The organism is Agrobacterium sp. 22094 (genome assembly GCF_052046015.1).
Lineage (GTDB): Bacteria > Pseudomonadota > Alphaproteobacteria > Rhizobiales > Rhizobiaceae > Agrobacterium > Agrobacterium cavarae.
Genome location: NZ_JBQEPX010000001.1, coordinates 896,393 through 914,731, shown reverse-complemented (window position 1 = coordinate 914,731; position 18,339 = coordinate 896,393). Strand labels below are relative to the sequence as shown.

The 18,339-nt window shown below is 58.8% G+C and carries 16 protein-coding genes; 8 read left to right on the top strand and 8 right to left on the bottom strand.

Going from position 1 to position 18,339, the window contains the following annotated elements:
• Window positions 1-290: 290 nt before the first annotated feature.
• Window positions 291-2,954 carry an alanine--tRNA ligase gene (gene alaS, locus ACTJK5_RS04355; protein WP_062427485.1) on the bottom strand — a complete coding sequence of 888 codons (2,664 nt, stop codon included), beginning with the start codon at window positions 2,952-2,954 and terminating at the stop codon, window positions 291-293.
• Window positions 2,955-3,159: 205 nt separating this feature from the next.
• A complete protein-coding gene (recA, locus tag ACTJK5_RS04350; protein WP_062427486.1) occupies window positions 3,160-4,248 on the bottom strand; it encodes a recombinase RecA in 1,089 nt (362 codons plus the stop codon).
• Between the two features lie 245 nt (window positions 4,249-4,493).
• Between recA and ACTJK5_RS04345 the strand changes: the two genes are divergently transcribed.
• Both ACTJK5_RS04345 and ACTJK5_RS04340 read left to right on the top strand, forming a co-directional pair.
• Window positions 4,494-5,432: a carbohydrate kinase family protein gene (locus ACTJK5_RS04345; protein WP_440611911.1), complete on the top strand. Its 939-nt coding sequence runs from the start codon at window positions 4,494-4,496 to the stop codon at window positions 5,430-5,432.
• 30 nt (window positions 5,433-5,462) lie between these two features.
• A complete protein-coding gene (locus ACTJK5_RS04340; protein ID WP_113260531.1) occupies window positions 5,463-6,386 on the top strand; it encodes a pseudouridine-5'-phosphate glycosidase in 924 nt (307 codons plus the stop codon).
• A 72-nt stretch (window positions 6,387-6,458) separates the two neighbouring features.
• Here ACTJK5_RS04340 and ACTJK5_RS04335 read toward each other — a convergent pair whose 3' ends face one another.
• Together ACTJK5_RS04335 and ACTJK5_RS04330 are read right to left on the bottom strand one after the other, a co-directional pair.
• Window positions 6,459-8,684, bottom strand: a complete 2,226-nt coding sequence (locus ACTJK5_RS04335; protein ID WP_113260530.1) for an OmpA family protein — start codon at window positions 8,682-8,684, stop codon at window positions 6,459-6,461.
• Window positions 8,685-8,943: 259 nt separating this feature from the next.
• Entirely contained in the window at window positions 8,944-10,209 is a 1,266-nt protein-coding gene (locus ACTJK5_RS04330) for an MFS transporter (protein ID WP_113260529.1), read from the bottom strand.
• Between the two features lie 330 nt (window positions 10,210-10,539).
• On the opposite strand from ACTJK5_RS04330, the gene ACTJK5_RS04325 reads away from it, so the two are divergent.
• The 5 genes from ACTJK5_RS04325 (at window position 10,540) to ACTJK5_RS04305 (ending at window position 14,424) form a co-directional block, all read left to right on the top strand.
• Window positions 10,540-11,313, top strand: a complete 774-nt coding sequence (locus ACTJK5_RS04325) for an ABC transporter substrate-binding protein (protein ID WP_062427490.1) — start codon at window positions 10,540-10,542, stop codon at window positions 11,311-11,313.
• A 115-nt stretch (window positions 11,314-11,428) separates the two neighbouring features.
• Complete coding sequence (locus ACTJK5_RS04320; protein ID WP_062427557.1) at window positions 11,429-12,229, top strand: ABC transporter permease; 801 nt, start codon at window positions 11,429-11,431, stop codon at window positions 12,227-12,229.
• Window positions 12,226-13,056 (top strand): ABC transporter permease, encoded by an 831-nt coding sequence (locus ACTJK5_RS04315; protein ID WP_112955053.1) that lies wholly within the window; start codon window positions 12,226-12,228, stop codon window positions 13,054-13,056. Before ACTJK5_RS04320 ends, ACTJK5_RS04315 begins: the two co-directional genes overlap by 4 nt.
• 159 nt (window positions 13,057-13,215) lie before the next feature.
• The gene (locus tag ACTJK5_RS04310; protein ID WP_062440802.1) at window positions 13,216-13,482 is read left to right on the top strand and encodes an usg protein; all 267 of its coding nucleotides are present in this window, start codon (window positions 13,216-13,218) and stop codon (window positions 13,480-13,482) included.
• 117 nt (window positions 13,483-13,599) lie between these two features.
• Window positions 13,600-14,424 carry a methyltransferase domain-containing protein gene (locus ACTJK5_RS04305; protein WP_440612560.1) on the top strand — a complete coding sequence of 275 codons (825 nt, stop codon included), beginning with the start codon at window positions 13,600-13,602 and terminating at the stop codon, window positions 14,422-14,424.
• Between the two features lie 59 nt (window positions 14,425-14,483).
• Here the strand turns inward: ACTJK5_RS04305 and ACTJK5_RS04300 are convergent, their stop codons facing one another.
• From ACTJK5_RS04300 to ACTJK5_RS04290, 3 genes are all read right to left on the bottom strand, one after another.
• On the bottom strand, window positions 14,484-14,972 hold the full coding sequence (locus ACTJK5_RS04300; protein ID WP_062427493.1) for an Lrp/AsnC family transcriptional regulator: 489 nt from the start codon (window positions 14,970-14,972) through the stop codon (window positions 14,484-14,486).
• 66 nt (window positions 14,973-15,038) lie between these two features.
• On the bottom strand, window positions 15,039-15,692 hold the full coding sequence (locus tag ACTJK5_RS04295; protein ID WP_440611910.1) for a uracil-DNA glycosylase family protein: 654 nt from the start codon (window positions 15,690-15,692) through the stop codon (window positions 15,039-15,041).
• Window position 15,693: 1 nt separating this feature from the next.
• Window positions 15,694-16,239, bottom strand: a complete 546-nt coding sequence (locus ACTJK5_RS04290) for a thermonuclease family protein (RefSeq protein WP_440611909.1) — start codon at window positions 16,237-16,239, stop codon at window positions 15,694-15,696.
• 141 nt (window positions 16,240-16,380) lie between these two features.
• Here ACTJK5_RS04290 and ACTJK5_RS04285 point away from each other — a divergent pair, with 141 nt between their 5' ends.
• Window positions 16,381-17,916 (top strand): sensor histidine kinase, encoded by a 1,536-nt coding sequence (locus tag ACTJK5_RS04285; protein WP_062427496.1) that lies wholly within the window; start codon window positions 16,381-16,383, stop codon window positions 17,914-17,916.
• 1 nt (window position 17,917) lies between these two features.
• Here the strand turns inward: ACTJK5_RS04285 and ACTJK5_RS04280 are convergent, their stop codons facing one another.
• Window positions 17,918-18,337, bottom strand: coding sequence for a diacylglycerol kinase (locus ACTJK5_RS04280; protein WP_440612559.1), 420 nt, complete (start codon window positions 18,335-18,337; stop codon window positions 17,918-17,920).
• Window positions 18,338-18,339 lie beyond the last annotated feature (2 nt).

The window sequence follows — 18,339 nt, the reverse complement described above, 5'->3', positions numbered from 1 at the left end:
CGCACGATGATCGGACTGCAACGCGGATGCGGTTGGACGGTTACGACGCTCTGAAGCGGCCTGTGAGAGCGAAACAAAACACGTCGACGTCTCATCCTGCCCTCCACCACAAACGCACGACGACGCAATCACTCGAAAGCTACCAGTACGCTATCACGCTGTCATTATAGCGTCGTGAACCCATGACTGAAACAAAGAGGGCCGGAACCTCATCTTCGAAGTTCCGGCCCTTGAATGTCAGCAATCAAACGCAGGGCAGCTCAGCTGCTTTCCCACGACGTTGAACAAGATCAGCTCGCGAGCGACGCTGCAACTGCTTCAATGGCTTCATCAGCCTTCGATCCATCGGGGCCACCAGCCTGCGCCATATCCGGACGTCCACCGCCACCCTTGCCGCCGAGAGCAGCCGACGCCGTACGCACCAGATCGACCGCGCTGAAACGCGACGTCAGGTCTTCGGTGACCGCTGCAACGGCACTGGCCTTTCCGTCCTCGGATACGGCAATCAGCAGCACCACGCCAGAGCCCAGATTGGTCTTGGCATCGTCTGCGAGACCCTTCAGATCCTTGGCGTCGATGCCGGACATGGCCTTTGCCATGAACTTCACGCCAGCGACCTCTCTGGTATCGCCGGCCGAGCCTTCCGCCGAACCGCCGCCCATGGCGAGCTTGCGGCGAGCGTCAGCCAGTTCGCGCTCCAGCTTCTTGCGCTCATCCAGCAGACCCTCGACGCGCGAGATAACATCGCCTGGCTGCACGCGCAGCGACGAGGCAAGTGTTTTCACCCGGTCATCCTGCTCCGCAAGATAGGCAAGCGCACCCGGTCCCGTGACCGCTTCAACGCGGCGCACGCCCGCACCAACGGCACTTTCGCCAAGAATACGCACGAGGCCAATCTGTCCCGTAGCGGAGACATGCGTACCGCCACAAAGTTCGACTGAATAAGGCCGGTTGGCCTTGGCGCCATGGATACCGGTGCCCATGGAGACGACGCGCACTTCATCGCCATATTTTTCGCCAAAGAGCGCCATCGCGCCTTCTGCAATCGCATCGTCCACGCTCATCAAGCGCGTGACGACCGGCGAGTTCTGGAGAATGATCTCGTTCGCCATCTCCTCGACGACCTTGAGCTCTTCCGCCGTCATCGGCTTTGGATGCGACACGTCGAAGCGCAGACGTTCCGGTGCCACAAGCGAGCCCTTCTGGGCCACATGGGTTCCGAGAACCTCGCGAAGCGCTTCGTGCAGCAGGTGGGTTGCGGAGTGGTTGGCACGCAGGCGCGATCGGCGATCATGATCGACCGTCAATTGAACGGCGTCGCCGAGCTTCACGCCGCCCTTGGCGACCTTGCCGATATGGACGAAGAGACCCTCGCCCTTCTTCTGCGTATCGGTGACCGTGACGCTGCCATTGTCGGAGGAGATGACACCGGTGTCGCCCATCTGACCGCCGGACTCTCCGTAGAACGGCGTCTGGTTGACGACGATCTGGACAGTCTCGCCTTCGGCTGCAGCGTCGACCGACTTGCCATCCTTGACGATCGCCTGAACCACACCCTCGGCGGTCTCGGTGTCGTAGCCAAGAAACTCGGTCGCGCCGAACTTTTCCTTCAGCTCGAACCAGACGGTCTCGGTTGCCTTGTCGCCGGAACCGGCCCAGTGCGAGCGGGCCTCCGCCTTCTGGCGTTCCATGGCATCGGTGAAGCCGGCAATGTCCACGCCGATTTCGCGGGCGCGTAGTGCGTCCTGGGTCAGATCGAGCGGGAAGCCATAGGTATCGTAAAGCTTGAAGGCGGTTTCGCCGTCCAGCATGCCGCCCTTGGAAAGGTCGGACGTGGCGTCGGACAGAAGCGAAAGACCACGCTCCAGCGTCTTGCGGAAGCGGGTTTCTTCGAGCTTCAGCGTCTCGGAGATCAAGGCTTCGGCGCGCACGAGTTCCGGATAGGCGCGGCCCATCTGCTGGACAAGCGTCGGCAGAAGTTTCCAGATCAACGGTTCCTTGGAGCCCAGAAGCTCGGAATGACGCATGGCGCGACGCATGATGCGGCGCAGAACGTAACCGCGGCCTTCATTCGACGGCAGAACGCCATCGGCAATCAGAAATGCGGAAGAACGCAGGTGATCGGCAATCACGCGGTGGCTCGCGCGCTTCTCGCCTTCAGCCGGAACGCCGGTCGCTTCGACGGAGGCCGAGATCAGCGCGCGGAAAAGGTCGGTATCGTAGTTGTCATGCTTGCCCTGCAGCAATGCAGAGATGCGCTCAAGGCCCATGCCCGTGTCGATGGATGGACGCGGCAGGTTGATGCGCTCTTCCTTCGTCACCTGCTCATACTGCATGAAGACGAGGTTCCAGATTTCGATGAACCGGTCGCCATCCTCATCGGCAGAGCCGGGAGGTCCGCCCCATATGTGATCGCCGTGGTCGTAGAAGATTTCCGAGCAAGGACCGCAAGGACCGGTGTCGCCCATGGCCCAGAAGTTATCGCTCGTCGGAATGCGGATGATGCGATCATCGGAAAAACCGGCAATCCTCTTCCAAAGGTCGAAAGCTTCGTCATCGGTATGATAGACCGTCACCAGAAGACGGTTCTTGTCGATGCCGAATTCCTTGGTGATCAGGTTCCAGGCGTGCGTGATCGCCTCTTCCTTGAAATAGTCACCGAACGAAAAGTTGCCGAGCATTTCGAAGAAGGTGTGGTGGCGCGCGGTGTAACCGACATTGTCGAGGTCGTTATGCTTGCCGCCCGCGCGAACGCACTTTTGCGACGAAGCGGCCTTCGAATAAGGACGGCTCTCAAGACCGGTGAAGACGTTCTTGAACTGGACCATACCCGCATTGGTGAACATCAGGGTCGGGTCGTTGCGCGGCACCAGCGGGCTGGATGGCACAATTTCATGGCCGTTCTTCTTGAAGTAGTCGAGGAAAGTCGACCGGATTTCATTCACACCGCTCATACGAAGTCCTTCATTGCCACGCTCACGCAGCGATAATAAAAAAGTCACAGGCTTTTATCGTCCGCCACCCTGCCTGTCCAGCCAAAGAGCGCCGGGCTCTGCCAGAATGAGGCAGCAAAATGACGAAGGCCGCGCGACGGGATCGCACGACCTTGGATCAATCAACGATGGGCAACGATGCCGGCGAAAGCCCGGCAGCGTTTAATCATGCGTCCGGTTCTACACCATCCGCATCGGCTTCGGGTCCGCCGTTCTCAAGGAACCGATCGGCGATCAGGCCGGCATTCTGACGAAGCGCCATTTCGATTTCGTTGGCGACAGCGGGATTGTCGCGCAGGAAAGACTTGGCGTTTTCACGCCCCTGCCCCAGCCTCTGGCTGTTATAGGAGAACCAGGCACCAGACTTCTCGACGATGCCGGCCTTCACGCCGAGATCCACAAGTTCGCCCGTCTTGGAAACGCCTTCGCCATACATGATGTCGAACTCGACCTGCTTGAAGGGAGGGGCCATCTTGTTCTTGACGACCTTGACGCGCGTCTGGTTACCAACAACCTCTTCACGCTCCTTGACCGAGCCGATACGGCGGATGTCGAGACGAACCGAGGCGTAGAACTTCAGCGCGTTGCCGCCCGTCGTCGTTTCCGGCGAACCGAACATCACACCGATCTTCATGCGGATCTGGTTGATAAAGATCACCATGGTCTTCGACTTGGAAATGGATGCGGTCAGCTTGCGCAGCGCCTGGCTCATCAGACGGGCCTGGAGACCCGGCAGGCTGTCGCCCATCTCACCTTCGATTTCAGCACGTGGTGTCAGAGCAGCGACGGAGTCGACCACCAGTACGTCCACGGCACCGGAGCGCACCAGCGTGTCGGTAATTTCAAGCGCCTGCTCGCCCGTGTCGGGCTGCGAAATCAGAAGGTTGTGAAGATCGACGCCAAGCTTGCGGGCATAGACCGGATCGAGCGCGTGCTCGGCGTCCACGAAGGCGCAGATGCCGCCCTTCTTCTGGGCTTCTGCAATGGTCTGCAGTGCCAGGGTCGTTTTACCCGAGCTTTCCGGCCCGTAAATTTCAACGATACGCCCCTTCGGCAGACCGCCGATGCCGAGCGCAATATCAAGGCTGAGAGATCCCGTCGAAACGGTCTCGACCTCGATGACGTTTTCATTGGAACCGAGCTTCATGATCGATCCCTTGCCGAACGAACGTTCGATCTGGGAGAGCGCCGCTTCCAGTGCCTTGCTTTTATCCACCGAATTGTCCTCTACAAGACGCAAAGAATTTTGTGCCATCTGAACCACCTTTAGGTTATTGAAGCCGCACAGGCAACGAAGCAGTGTGTAGACTGTATGTACTCTTTTTGTTCTCATTCCACAACAGCGCATCAGCCCGTTGAAAACAAATAACGATAAGCCGTTCGTTCTGCTTTTGTTTTTCTTTGTTGAAGGATTTTCCACTGCCAAGGGGTCAGTTGGAAAGAGCCGAAAAACACCGAATCGGATTTGGCAGTTTGTCGCGTGAAGAAGGATTGGCCAGCGTGAAGAAAATACTCGTTCTGGGCGGCGCGCATATCGACCGGCGCGGCATGATCGAGACGGAAACGGTGCAAGGCGCGAGCAACCCCGGTTCCTGGATGGAGGAGGCCGGCGGCGGCGGTTTCAATGCGGCCCGTAACCTTTCCCGGCTGGGATTCCAGGTGAGGCTCATCGCGCCGCGTGGCGGTGACGGCAATGGTGCGACGGTTGCCGCAGCAGCGCGGGATGCAGGGGTCGAGGATACGCCTTTCACCTTCCTAGACCGCAGCACCCCAAGTTACACGGCAATCCTGGAGCGCGACGGCAATCTGGTCATCGCCATTGCCGATATGGATCTCTACAAGCTCTTCACGCCGCGTCGCCTCAAAGTGCGCGCCGTGCGCGAAGCGATCAAGACCACCGACATCATTCTTTGCGATGCTAACCTGCCTGAGGATACGCTGAGCGCGATCGGCATGGCGGCGCGTGCCTGCGAAAAGCGTCTCGCCGCCATTGCCATTTCGCCAGCCAAAGTCGTGCGTATGAAGCCCGCATTGGCCGAGATCGACATGCTGTTCATGAACGAAGCAGAAGCGCGCGCGCTGACAGGCCAGACTGTCACCGACGTGAGACAATGGCCGACTTTGCTAAGAGAGGCCGGCCTACGCGGCGGCGTCATCACCAGTGGCGCCAAACGCGTCGTCGCCTTTGACCATAACGGCACCGCCGTGCTGACACCACCGTTGATCGAGGATGTTAAAGATGTGACCGGTGCGGGCGACGCCATGGCATCCGGCTACCTGTCGGCCATTGCCAGCGGCAAACCCATCACCGAAGCCTTGCGCCATGGTGCCGCCGCAGCTGCCATTACCGTCCAGTCTTCTTTTGCAACGGCCAGTGAATTGAATGCGGAGACGCTTGCCGCCGCACTGGCGCTTGTGCCGCAGGCTGAAATGGTGTGAAGAGATCGCTTAATTAAACTGGAAGAGACCATGACCAAGACCACCTCCCCGCTCCTGCCGATCGTCTATTCGGAAGAAGTTGCCGCCGCCAAGCAGCGCGGCGCGCCGATCGTTGCGCTTGAATCCACGATCATCACCCACGGCATGCCCTATCCGGGCAATATCCGCATGGCTGAAGGCGTGGAGAAACTGATCCGCGACAATGGCGCGGTTCCGGCCACCATTGCCGTCATTCACGGCACGCTGCATATCGGTCTCGAAAAGGATCAGTTGGAAGCGCTGGCACAGACCAAGGATGCCATGAAGGTCTCACGCGCCGACATCGCTTTCGCGATTGCCGAGCGTCGGACAGGTGCAACCACGGTTGCCGCCACCATGATTGCGGCTGAACATGCCGGGATCAAGGTCTTCGCGACCGGCGGAATCGGCGGCGTACACCGTGGGGCGGAAGAAAGCTTCGACATCTCGGCCGACCTGACCGAGCTTGCACGCACCGGCGTCATCGTCGTCTGCGCTGGCGCTAAGGCGATCCTCGATGTGCCGAAGACGCTTGAAGTTCTGGAAACCAACGGCGTTCCGGTCGTTACCTACGGCTCGCAAGAATTCCCGGCCTTCTGGTCGCGCGCGTCGGGCCTCAAGAGCCCGCTGACGCTCAACAGCCCCGCCGCAATTGCCAACTTCCAGACCACCCGCGAACAGTTCGGCCTCGAAGGTGGCATGCTGATCGCCAACCCGGTGCCGGAAGAAGACGAAATCGGCCGTGAAGAGATGGAGATCTACATCGAGCGCGCGCTTTCGGCAGCCGAGGAAGACAACATCACCGGCAAGGCGGTCACGCCCTATCTGCTGGCAAAGATTTTCGAGATCACCGAAGGGCGCAGCCTCGACACCAATATCTCGCTCGTGCGCAACAATGCCCGCCTCGCAGCCGAGATCGCCGTCGCACTCGTCTGAATAACTGCGAAGACACAAGAAAAGGCCCGGAAGCTGATGGCTTCCGGGCCTTCTTATTGACCGGTAGGAATTTTAGTTCTGCGCGACCGGGCGCACCAGCGGCGTGATGCGGCGGATGGTAACGCGACGGTTCTCCTGGTTCGGACCAAGCGTTTGGACCTTCAGGTAGCGCTCGCCATAGCCCTGCGTCGTCAGGTTTTCCGGCGGGATGCCGTAAACTTCGGTCAAGACCTTGGCGACCGACTCTGCGCGTTCGTCAGAGAGAACAAGGTTGCTTTCATCCGAACCCACGGCATCGGTATGGCCTTCGATCAAGAAGGTTTCAGCCGGGTTCTTTTCCAGCACCTTGTTCATCGCATCGGCAACCTTGCGCAGCGAGCGTGCCTGGCTCATGGGAATTTCGGCACTGCCGGTCGCAAAGGTGATGGTGTCAAGGTCGATACGACGCACCATGTCACGCACACGAGCCGAGTAGCGGACCTCATCCATGGAGTAAACGCGCTGGACGGGCTCTACCGGAGGCTGTTCCAGGAAGCGATAATAGTCGCGGTCATCGTCGGACGACGTATCGATGATATATTCGTTGACGGGGATGCGCAGACGCAGTGGCGGCAGGTCGAGACCAGGGTCGCGATAGACGTATTCGCGGTCAGGTTCATCGGCCAGCTCCGGTGCGTAGAACAGCACATATTCGCGACCGCGGGCGTCGATACGGGACCGCTGAATGACGTCACCATAGCGATTGCGGATCGTCACCACCTGCGTTCCGTCGGATCGCTCGATCGTTTCGCGGTAGCGATCGTCAGGAAGGCGCTCATAATAGGGCTTCGCGCCTTCGCTGACGAAGCGGTCGTCATCACTGCCACGCACAACGACGCGGTCACCGAACTGCAGGAACACGCGGTCGCCCATGTCGCGGTCGCGCGGCATGTCGCGGGGACGCCATTCGCGCACACCGTCGGGACGGTCGAACTGCGGACGGCGGTCGATGCGCTCACCCTGGATATTGGTGATGTTCTGAATATTGATCTGCGGTGCGGGCTGTCCGTCACGGCGTCCACCCGCCTGGGCTTCGGCATCCGAGGTCGGAACCTTGAAGTCCTGCCCCTGCTCGCGTTCACGACGACGCTGTTCGCGAAGCTGCTCGTTGCCGCTGCGATAGACTTCCTTGTCGCTGTCGAGAACGGCAGCTCCCTTGTCCACGGGCAGCACGACGGTATCAGCCGACTTGGACGGGTCCTTGGCTATCGCGCGGGCCTTGTCCAGCTGTTCCTTGGTCGTCGTAGGCGCTTCTGTCTGAGGCGCTGCGACCTGGGCTGGAACCGGCTCACCGGCTGGTGCCTGGCCAGTCGCTGCGCCGTCAAGCGGTGCTGCTGGCGCACCCGGAACAGGGGCCGGCGCAGGTTCGCCGTTTTGCGCGCGCGGCGGGCGTGGCTGCTCGGATGGCTGCTGGCCTGGGGCCGGGTTCGGCTGCTCTGTCGGTGCAGGAGCGCGACCAGGTGTCGGCGGTTCCGCAGGCACCGGTGCGGCGCCCTCGGCAGGTTCTGGAGCTGCCGGACGCTTTGCAGGCTTCGCAGGCTTTTCCGGTGCAGCTTCATTGGCTGCGGGTTCATTCGCAGGCTTAGCGGCCGGGGCTTCGGGCTTTGCTGCCGGCGCGTCCGGCTTCGGCGGCTGCTTGCCTTCGGCTTCAGGCTGCGCTTCGGCAGCGGGCTTGCGGCGCGGGCGTTCCTGCTGCTGCTCGGGATCGGCCTGTGGCGCGGCTTCGGGAGCAGCGTCGCGGCGCGGACGCTCTGGACGTGCCTGGCCTTCGGCTTCAGGCTGAGCCTCTGCGGCGGGCTTGCGGCGCGGACGTTCCTGCTGCTGCTCAGGCTCGGCCTGCGGCGCTGACTCTGGAGCGGCTTCACGGCGTGGGCGCTCTGGGCGTGCTTCACCTTCTGGCGCTGCTTCGCGGCGTGGACGCTCCTGTGGCTGCTCGGCCTGCGGTTCAGGTGCTGCTTCGCGCTTCGGACGCTGCGGGGCTTCCTCACGCTTCTGCTCAGGCTCGCGCTTCGGCTCAGCCTGGGGCTCGCCCTGCTGCTCGCGCTGGCGGCGCTTCAACAATTCTTCTTCTGGGTTCGGCGGCGCTTCGGCCTGCGCAAGAATGATGGCTCCGTTGCCGTTGGAAAGGGTTCCCTGTTGCTCAACCTGCGCCATCGGCGCTGCATGCGCAACGGTGGCCACAAGAGCCGGCTCGACTGCAATGGCAATCGACATCAGGGGAAAAACGACCCCGGTCATCAATTTATTCTTATTCAGCATGGCGCTTCCTCATCTGCCGTCTTCATTTGCGTCTGCCCTGCGGCATTGGGGCACAGTCTGCACATCGTGGCGCTAAACAACGCCCGGCATGCCGTCTTGTTCCAATGATGAAGATGCCGGCCTGTACGGGGAATGAACAAATAAAGGCATTTTCTGGGAGGACTGCCATGATTGAAAGAACTGGCTTATGGCAACAGCCGCCATGCCCATCACATCGCAACGACGGCGGAGATGAACCCGCCGTCGTCCAGCGCAAATTTCAAGCCGTTCTTCGCCGCGCTGACGGCGCAGGTCCAACCGGTTGGTCATCTGGAACGCCAAACTGGACGTTGCGCTTTTCATATCCGAACCCGGCCAGCAGGGCGACCGCGCAGGCAACGACAACGGCAACGCTGAACAGCGCCAGAGCGTACTCCCCCTGCCAGTGGGCGGCCAGTGTAGTCTGCAGGGTTGCGTTGCCAGAGGCCAGCAGGTTTCCAAGCTGGTAGGCAAAGCCTGGGAATGTGCCACGCACTTCGTCCGGCGAGAGTTCGTTCAAGTGAACGGGGATAACGCCCCATGCACCCTGGACGAAGAACTGCAGCACGAAAGCACCGATGGCAAGCAGGACGGCGCCGGGAGCATAAACCCAGAACCAAGCGGCCGGAATGGCCAGAAGCGCAGCAATCACAATTGCCTTTCGGCGGCCAATTCGTTGCGAAAGAGCGCCGAAGAACAGACCACCGCAAATCGCCCCGATGTTGTAAACGATCGCAATGGCGCCTGTGGTGTGGCTGTCATAACCCCGCTGCGTTTCCAGGAAGGTTGGGTAGATGTCCTGCGTGCCGTGGCTGAGGAAATTGAACGCCGTCATCAGGATCACAGTCCAGATGAAGAGTGGAGTATTCTTCTTCAAGACAGTCATGAATGGTTGCTGAGGTCGGCTCTTGCGTTGAAGGAACGCGGGGGATTCCTCGACGCTGCGCCGGATGTAGAGAACGATCAGCGCGGGCAGAGCGCCGACGAAGAACATGCCTCTCCAGCCAATGATCGGGTAGAGCAGAAAGAAGACGATCGATGCCAGCAAGTAGCCAGCCGGGTAGCCCGCCTGGAGCAGGCCGGAGACGAAGCCACGCGCTTGCGGCGGCACCGTTTCCATGGTCAGTGACGCGCCGACACCCCATTCGCCGCCCATGGCGATGCCATAGAGCAGACGCAGGACGATGAACATCGTAAGCCCGGTCGAGAAGCCGGAGAGAAGCTCAAGGGCCGAATAAAGAAGGACGTCGACCATGAGCGTGATGCGGCGACCGTAACGGTCGGATGCAAGGCCAAAGATGAGCGCGCCGATCGGCCGCATGGCAAGCGTCAGGAAAATTGCGATCGAGACCGCAGGGATGCTTGTATTGAACTCCTTCGCGATATCCTTGATGACAAAAACAAGGATGAAGAAATCGAAGGCGTCGAGAGTCCAGCCGAGGAAGCTGGCGATGACGGTGTTGCGCTGCGCAGGTGTGAGCGCCTGAATGCTGTGCGTGATACCCATGAAAATTCCTCCTGGAGGTGGAGGCGGAGGCCGAAAATCGGGAACCGTCGTCTGAAAAAAATGAATTGTCGCCTGAAATTATAAGGCTTCCTTACTACGCATAAGCGCCATATTTTGTTCCCTGAATTTTAAGCATGTGGCGGCAATTCAAATCGATTTATTGAGGAGGCTGTCGCAGCGCAAAACAATGATGTTGCATTTTTTTTGCAACGGGATGAGTATCCCGGCAAGCATCCGCAACCGGCCTCGACCGCGCGCGGAGTGCCAAAATCTTCACGCACGCAGAACATAAATGAGGCGTGCGTCGTATCGCCGAAAGAGAGGATCTAAATGCTGAACCCCACCCGTCTGTTTGCTGCAGCTTCCATTGCAGCCTTGTCGCTGTTTGCTGGCTCCGCCATGGCGCAGGACAAGATCGTCATCGGCACGGAAGGCGCCTATCCGCCATTCAACGTTCTGGAGGCTGACGGAAAGCTGACCGGCTTCGATATCGATATCGCCAAGGCGCTCTGCGAACAGATGAAGGCCGAATGCACCTTCGTCACCAATGACTGGGACGGTATCATTCCGGCCCTTCAGGCGAAGAAATTCGACGCCATCGTTGCCTCCATGTCGATCACGCCTGAGCGCCTTGAAAAGGTGGACTTCTCCGAGAAGTACTACAACACGCCTCCGGCGATCGCCGTACCGAAGGACTCGCCGATCAAGTCCGTTGAGGACCTGAAGGGCAAGACAATCGGCGCGCAGGGCTCCACCACGCACGCCAACTATGCTGAAAAGCACCTGGCTGATTCCGAGCTGAAGCTCTATCCAACGGCTGACGAGTACAAGCTCGACATCACCAATGGCCGCATCGATGGCGTCATCGACGATATCGTGGTTCTGTCGCAGTGGGTGAAGTCGGACGCTGGCGCATGCTGCAAGATCCTGACGGCTATGCCTGTCGATGAACAGATCAACGGCAAGGGCGCGGGCATTGCCGTTCGCAAGGGCGACAAGGCTCTCGCCGACAAGTTCAGTGCGGCGATCAAGGCCATCCGCGCCAATGGCAAGTACAAAGAGATCAACGACAAGTACTTCGATTTCGACGTCTACGGCCAGTAAGCCTGTTTCTCATGTTGAAATATCGTGGCGGGAGGGTTGCCCTTCCGCCATTTTTGTTTGAGAACACCTTCATAAAACAAATATGAAAGCGGCGCAGACCGCGGGGGAAGTTGGCATGAGCGGAGTGTTTTCCGCCATAGGTTCGTTCTGGACCTATCTCACATATCTGTTCGACCCGTTCTGTGGTCCGGTCGGTATCTTCTCACTCTTTGGCAACGGCACCCTTCTCGCCTGTGGCGATGGCTGGGGCGACGAAATTGCGTTCGGTGTGAAGGTGACAATTTCCGTGGCCCTCGCCACGCTTCCCGTCGGGCTGTTCCTGGGTTTCCTGATCGCGCTAGCCGCGCAATCGCAGGAGAAATCCCTCCGTCTCGCCGTCGGCATCTACACCACGATCTTCCGTGGTCTACCCGAGCTCCTGACCCTCTTCATCGTCTATTACGGCATGCAGATCCTGCTCCAGACGATCGGCGGTTATCTCGGCTTTACCGGCCCCATCGAGATCAACGCCTTCGTTGCGGGCATGATTGCGCTTTCGGTCGTCTTCTCGTCCTACTCGTCCGAAGTGCTGCTATCTGCGTTTCGCGCCATTCCCAAGGGGCAATATGAGGCGGGTGATGCGCTTGGCCTGTCGCGCGGCCGCACCATGGTTCTCATCATCATCCCGCAGCTCGTGCGTATCGCCCTTCCCGGCATGACGAATCTCTGGGTCATTCTGTTGAAGGACACGTCCTACGTCTCGATCATTGGGTTGGCGGATATCGTGCGCCAGACCGGTATCGCCGCACGGGTGACCAAGGATGCGTTTCTGTTTTACGGCATTGCCTGCCTGCTCTACCTCATTCTCGCTCTCATTTCCTCGATAGGCATTGGCTATATCGACCGCTGGGCGCGCCGCTCGGAGGTGCAGAGATGAGCCATATCGACCATTTGATTGAGGCAAGACCCGCACCACCCGCTCCTGCGCGGCGTTTCTCATTCGCGCGGATCGCGGGCTATGTCATCGTCACTCTCTGGGCCATGCTGTTCGTCGGTCTGGTGCTTTCGCTAATCCTGGACTGGGACCCGGATAAGATCGCGCGCTATGGCTGGCGCTATATCGATGGATTGTGGACGACGGTCAGCCTCGTCGGCCTTGCTTTGATCCTTGGCGCTGTCCTGTCTGCTCCGATTGCTTTCGCCCGCATGTCGAAGAATAGGATCGTAAGCGCCATTGCGTTCGCCTATGTCTATCTCTTTCGCAGCACGCCACTTCTGGCGCAGCTTTTCCTCATCTATTACGGCCTCGGTGGCTTTCGTACCGAGCTTGAGGCCGTCGGCCTGTGGTGGTTCTTCCGCGACGCGTGGTATTGTGGGCTTCTTTCATTGACGCTGAACACCGCCGCCTATCAGGCCGAGATCCTGCGCGGCGCAGTCCAAAGCGTTCCGCGAGGCCAGCATGAGGGCGCCGCATCGCTTGGCATTTCCAAGCCGGTGACATTCTGGAAGGTCGTTCTGCCGCAGGCATTGATCGTGGCGCTTCGCCCCTACGGCAACGAAATCATTCTGATGATCAAAGGCTCGGCGGTCGTTTCCATCGTCACTGTCTTCGACCTGATGGGTCAGACCCGATACGCCTATTCCCGCACATTCGACTTCCAGGCCTATCTCTGGGCAGCGATCTTCTACCTCTCGATGGTGGAAATCCTGCGCCATGTCTGGGCAGGCGTGGAAGCGCGGTTGACACGCCACCTTAAGCGATGAGAGATTGGCAGCACTCACAGGGGCAGGATGCTAACACACTGAGAAATATAAATAATTTGTGACATCTCGGTTTCTTGGCAAGCTTTGATTAACCATGTCATGTTCCCATTGTCGATGACACCTCGGTGTGTCGGCGATCAATAGAATGGGAACAGCCACATGAACCAAGACATGGAAATGATGCTGAAAGGCTATGGTCTCACCACAGCCGAAATCCTTTATCGCATGCCGGATCACCCTTCCGTCCTTCAGAGCTATCTCTGGCAGAACTATGATCTCGCACCCGACTTTCCGGAAATGCACGGCTTCCTGAAATTCTGGCAGGAAAAGCTGGACGGCCCACTGCACTCGGTGCGCTACGTCCACCGCAAGCTGATATCGGCCCAGGAATGGCGCTCGTTGAAGGGCGAATTCATCCTGCACTGACATAAATGTCCGCACGGATGTGCCTTCGGCGTCGAACAGGACCGTGAAACAAAACATTGCGCGCAAAAGCGTTGCGGCTTAATCAGGCTTCCAACGAAGCGGAGCCTGATGAACGCCATGACCAAGAACGCCAAGATCGATGAAGAGGCTCTTGCAGAAGCCTATAACCGCGCGCTCGCGCTCGAAAAGGCGGGTGATATCGACGCCGCGGTGAAGGCTTACGAAGAGGTTCTTGCAATCGATCCCGAAGATCATGGCGGTGCCGCCGTGCGCATCGCATCGATGGGAAGAGGCGAAGCGCCGCCCAAGGCACCGGACGCCTATGTCGAAACGCTCTTCGATCAGCACGCGGAAGCCTTTGAAGACATTCTGGTCGAACAGCTTGGCTATGCCGCCCCAATGATGGTGCGTCAGCGATTGCAGACGCTTGAACTCGGTCCCTTCAAGCGCATGCTCGATCTTGGTTGCGGCACCGGCCTCACAGGCGAAGCGCTTCGAGACATGGCCGACGACATCACCGGCATAGACATCTCCGAAAACATGGTTGAAATCGCCCATGAAAAGGATGTCTACGAGACGCTCTACGTCGCCGAAGTCGAGGATTTCCTCGAAGACAATGACGACGAAGCTTTCGATCTGATCACCGCAACGGACGTGCTGCCCTATCTCGGCGCCCTCGAACCGTTGTTCTTCGGAGCCGCAGAAAACATGGTGAAAGGCGGCATCTTGGTCTTTTCGTCAGAGACCCTCCCCGACGATAAAATGGCTGGCAGACCCTACATCGTCGGCGCGCATCAGCGTTTTGCCCACGCGGAAACCTACGTGCGCGAACGCCTGACCGCGACGGGCTTTGATGTGATCGAGGTCACCGACATCAACGTGCGCATGCAGGATGGCGAGCCGACACCCGGCCATCTGGTCATCGCGAAGTTCAAGGGCTGAGCGTGTCTCTACTCATTCCCGCGATCAGCGCGGGAATGAGTATCAGTTGAAACGGCCGATCACTCTTCGCCAGACTTTGGATTGTCCAGGATCATGTAATCGAGCGGCAGTTCCGTCGTGTACTTGATCTGCTCCATGGCAAATACCGATGACACGTCGCGAATTTCGATCTTGGCGATCATCCGCTTGTAGAAGGCATCATAAGCAGCGATATCCGGTACGACGACGCGCAACAGATAATCCACGTCACCGCTCATACGGTAGAATTCGACCACTTCCGGAAACTCGGAAACAACCTCCGAAAAGCGCTTCAGCCACTCGATGGAGTGAGACGCGGTGCGGATGGAAACGAAAACCGTGACCTTGGTATTGACCTTCGCCGCATCCAGAATCGCCACGCGACGACGGATGACGCCATCCTCTTCCATCTTCTGAATACGCCGCCAACAGGGCGTCGTGGAAAGCCCGACCTTCTTTGCAAGGTCGGCAACAGCCAGTGTGGAATCCTCTTGCAGAATACGCAGAATTTTACGGTCGAGACGGTCCAATCTTCTCTCCTACGGAATTATTTTCCTCTATTTACACTAAAAAAAACGAAGAAAAAGAAATTTGTTTCATCGCGTGAGAATTTCCACATGCTGACGGAGGGTCGGCAGTATCTCCTGCTCGAACCAAGGGTTCTTTCGCAACCAGGAGGTATTGCGCCAACTCGGATGCGGTAGAGGCAGCACGGGAATGCCCGTATTGGTTTGCAGATAGTTTCGCCAGTTCTGCACAGTTTCCGTCATGCTTTTCTTGCGGCGGCCGCCAAGATGATAGGCTTGCGCATATTGGCCAATCGCCAGCACAAGCTCGATCTGGGGCATGGCGGACATCGCCTCATCGCGCCAGCGCGGTGCGCATTCCCGCCGGGGCGGCAGGTCGCTGCCGCGCTCGTCATATCCGGGAAAGCAAGAGCCCATCGGCACAATGGCGAACCGATCCGCATCGTAAAACATGTCCCGGTCGACATTCAGCCACGTGCGCAGTCGGTCGCCGGAGGCATCATTGAATGGCAGACCGCTTTCATGCACACGAAGTCCAGGCGCCTGCCCGGCAATCAAGATTTTAGCCTTGGCCGAGATGACAGCGACCGGTCTGGGCTCATGCGGCAACCGGTCGCCTTCGCCCTTCAGCGGCGTGTCCCGGCAGATCCGACATCGCGCGATGCTGTCGCGCAATCGCTCGATCAATGCCTCCTGGATATCCCCCTCCACAGTCACGCTCATGTCACCAGCCGAAGGCATGGCGCAGCACCGTCAAAGGCCCTGCCCGCGGCGCATCGGCTTCCATTGTCTTCTGCTCCCGTCGCCAGTCCCTGGGGTTTTCGAATGCTCCACTCCAGAGGCCAAGCTTTTCCTCCCGCGCATGGTCCTCCTCCTTGGCGTAGAGGAAATATTCCGTGGTCACAGCCAGACCTTCAGAGACGATGAGGCTGCCCAGGTCTGCACCATTGACGGAACAGCGGACGAGAAAACGGGAATACCGATCTTTGCTACCGCCGGCACACTCGACCTCGCTTGTCTCCAGAACCTCTCTGACGAAATCCTTAGCCGCATGTCCACATGCCCAGGTTCCATCACCCGCTCCGCAATCCTGACGAAGCTCAGGCGCATCGATCCCGACCAACCGATAACGGGAAGCACCGAGCGCAAGCGTATCTCCGTCAATCGCGACGAAGCTACCGGAGAACTGCCGATCATTGAGACCATCGACCTTCGCCATGATCAAGGCCCCCAGAACGATCAGCAAAAGCAGAATGATTCCGTCCTTCACCGGAGAAAATCTCCTGCCTGACTTTCGTCTCATATCCCAACAAACCCTTTGCAGAAATGGCAAACAAATCCTTTCGCGGCAGCATCTTCTTAAGACTTTACCGGTAACGTGCAAACATCTCGCATCGGTTTCGTTCAGTAGATGAGTAAAAGCGCCAGCAACATAGCCGACAAGAACATCGTCGATCGGTCTCGCACGCGGCGTAACAAAGCCGTGTTCGATGCTGTGAAGTCGACGCGCGAGCGGCTGCAATATGGCGGTGTCGGCACCGTGGCCTTCGAGTGCGAAATGCTGCAGATGCATATCGCAGAGACGCTGTACGGCGCAACCATCATGCCGCTCTTCATCCTGCTGGCAACCGGCATCGGCGTCTACATTACCCGCGACATCGAGATTGTTGGCTGGACCCTTCTGGCGCTGAGCGGCCACGCCCTCGCGCTGATCTTTGCCCGCAAGGCTCAAAAGCAGACCATCACGCCCGCAAACGTCAACCGCTGGGTCAGCACATTCCTTGCCGTGCAGATCATCATTGGCCTGATCTGGGCGCTTTTTGCTGGCTACCCGATGGGTGCCAAGGACGCGGCCTTGCCGATGTTCTACAAAGGCGCCACGCTGCTCATCGCGCTTTCCATCACCGCCATGTCCAACTTCATGTTGCGGCGGGCGATCTTGATGACTTTTCTTCCAGTGCTGATGGCACTGGGCATCAATGCCGCCACCTCGCAGGATCCGATGGCAATCGGCATGGCGCTGATGTTTTTCATGGCCATGCTGTTTTGCCATTACATCACCAGGCGTCTGCACAATTCCAGCATCAAGCTCCTGTCTTTCCAGTCAGAAAAGGACGACCTGATCGCCGAGCTGGAAGTGGCAAAGTCCATGTCGGACGAGGCAAGGCGCCGGGCTGAGGAAGCCAATCTCGCGAAGTCCCGCTTTCTGGCATCCATGTCGCATGAGCTGCGCACACCGCTCAACGCCATCCTCGGCTTTTCCGAAGTCATGGCATCGGAAATCCTCGGGCCGCTCAACAACCCGCTCTACAAGGAATATTCAGGCGATATCCACCGCTCCGGCCAGCACCTGCTTGATCTGATCAACGAGATTCTCGATCTTTCGCGTATCGAGGCAGGCCGGTACGAGTTGCAGGAAGAGGCCGTCTCACTCCTAGAGATCGCCGAAGACTGCGTCGGCATGATACAGCTGCGCGCACGCGGCAAGAATATCCGCATCGTCCAGCAGTTCGAGCGCAGCCTGCCGAGCGTGTGGGCGGATGAAAAGGCGCTCCGCCAAGTGATCCTCAACCTCCTGTCCAATGCCGTCAAATTCACTCCGCAGGGCGGCGAGATTTCAATCAAGGCCGGTTGGACCGCGCGTGGCGGCCAATATGTCTCGATCAAGGACAATGGTCCGGGCATTCCGGAAGAAGAAATTCCAGTGGTGCTCTCTGCCTTCGGCCAGGGATCGATTGCGATCAAGAGTGCAGAGCAAGGGACAGGTCTTGGCCTGCCGATCGTTCAGGCCATTCTCTCGAAGCATGATGGTCAGTTCGTGCTGAAATCGAAACTGCGCGAGGGGACGGAAACAATCGCGATCCTGCCGGCCAAGCGTATCCTGCAAACCGTGCCCGCCGTTGAAGACGTGCAGGCGGTGCAGCCACGCAAGCGGTCTTTTGCCTGAATCAGAGCGCGCTGACGCTGAAGAACACCGTTGAAATCAACGAGTAGAGAACAAAACCGCCATTGGCGAGCAGAAGGCAGAAGACCGCAAAGGAACCCAGATCCTTGGCGTTGCGGGCAGCGCTGGAAAACTCCGGCGAAACGCGATCGACGATTTCCTCGATCGCCGTATTGAGCGCTTCCACACAGAAAAGCAGCAGCATCAGCAGGATGAAGATCAGATCATGCACCAGAGGTGCGTTGATGGCTGCCAGGAAAACAAGTCCTGCACCCAAGGCAATCACTTCATGACGAAACGCCGCCTCTTGCCAGAGGCGCTGAAGCCCTTGCAGCGAATAGCGTGCGGCGGCAAGCAGATGGCGAAAGCCGGTTTCCTTGCGGAAGACTGGCTCTGACACTGGGCTCTTGGGAAGGTTGTCCATCA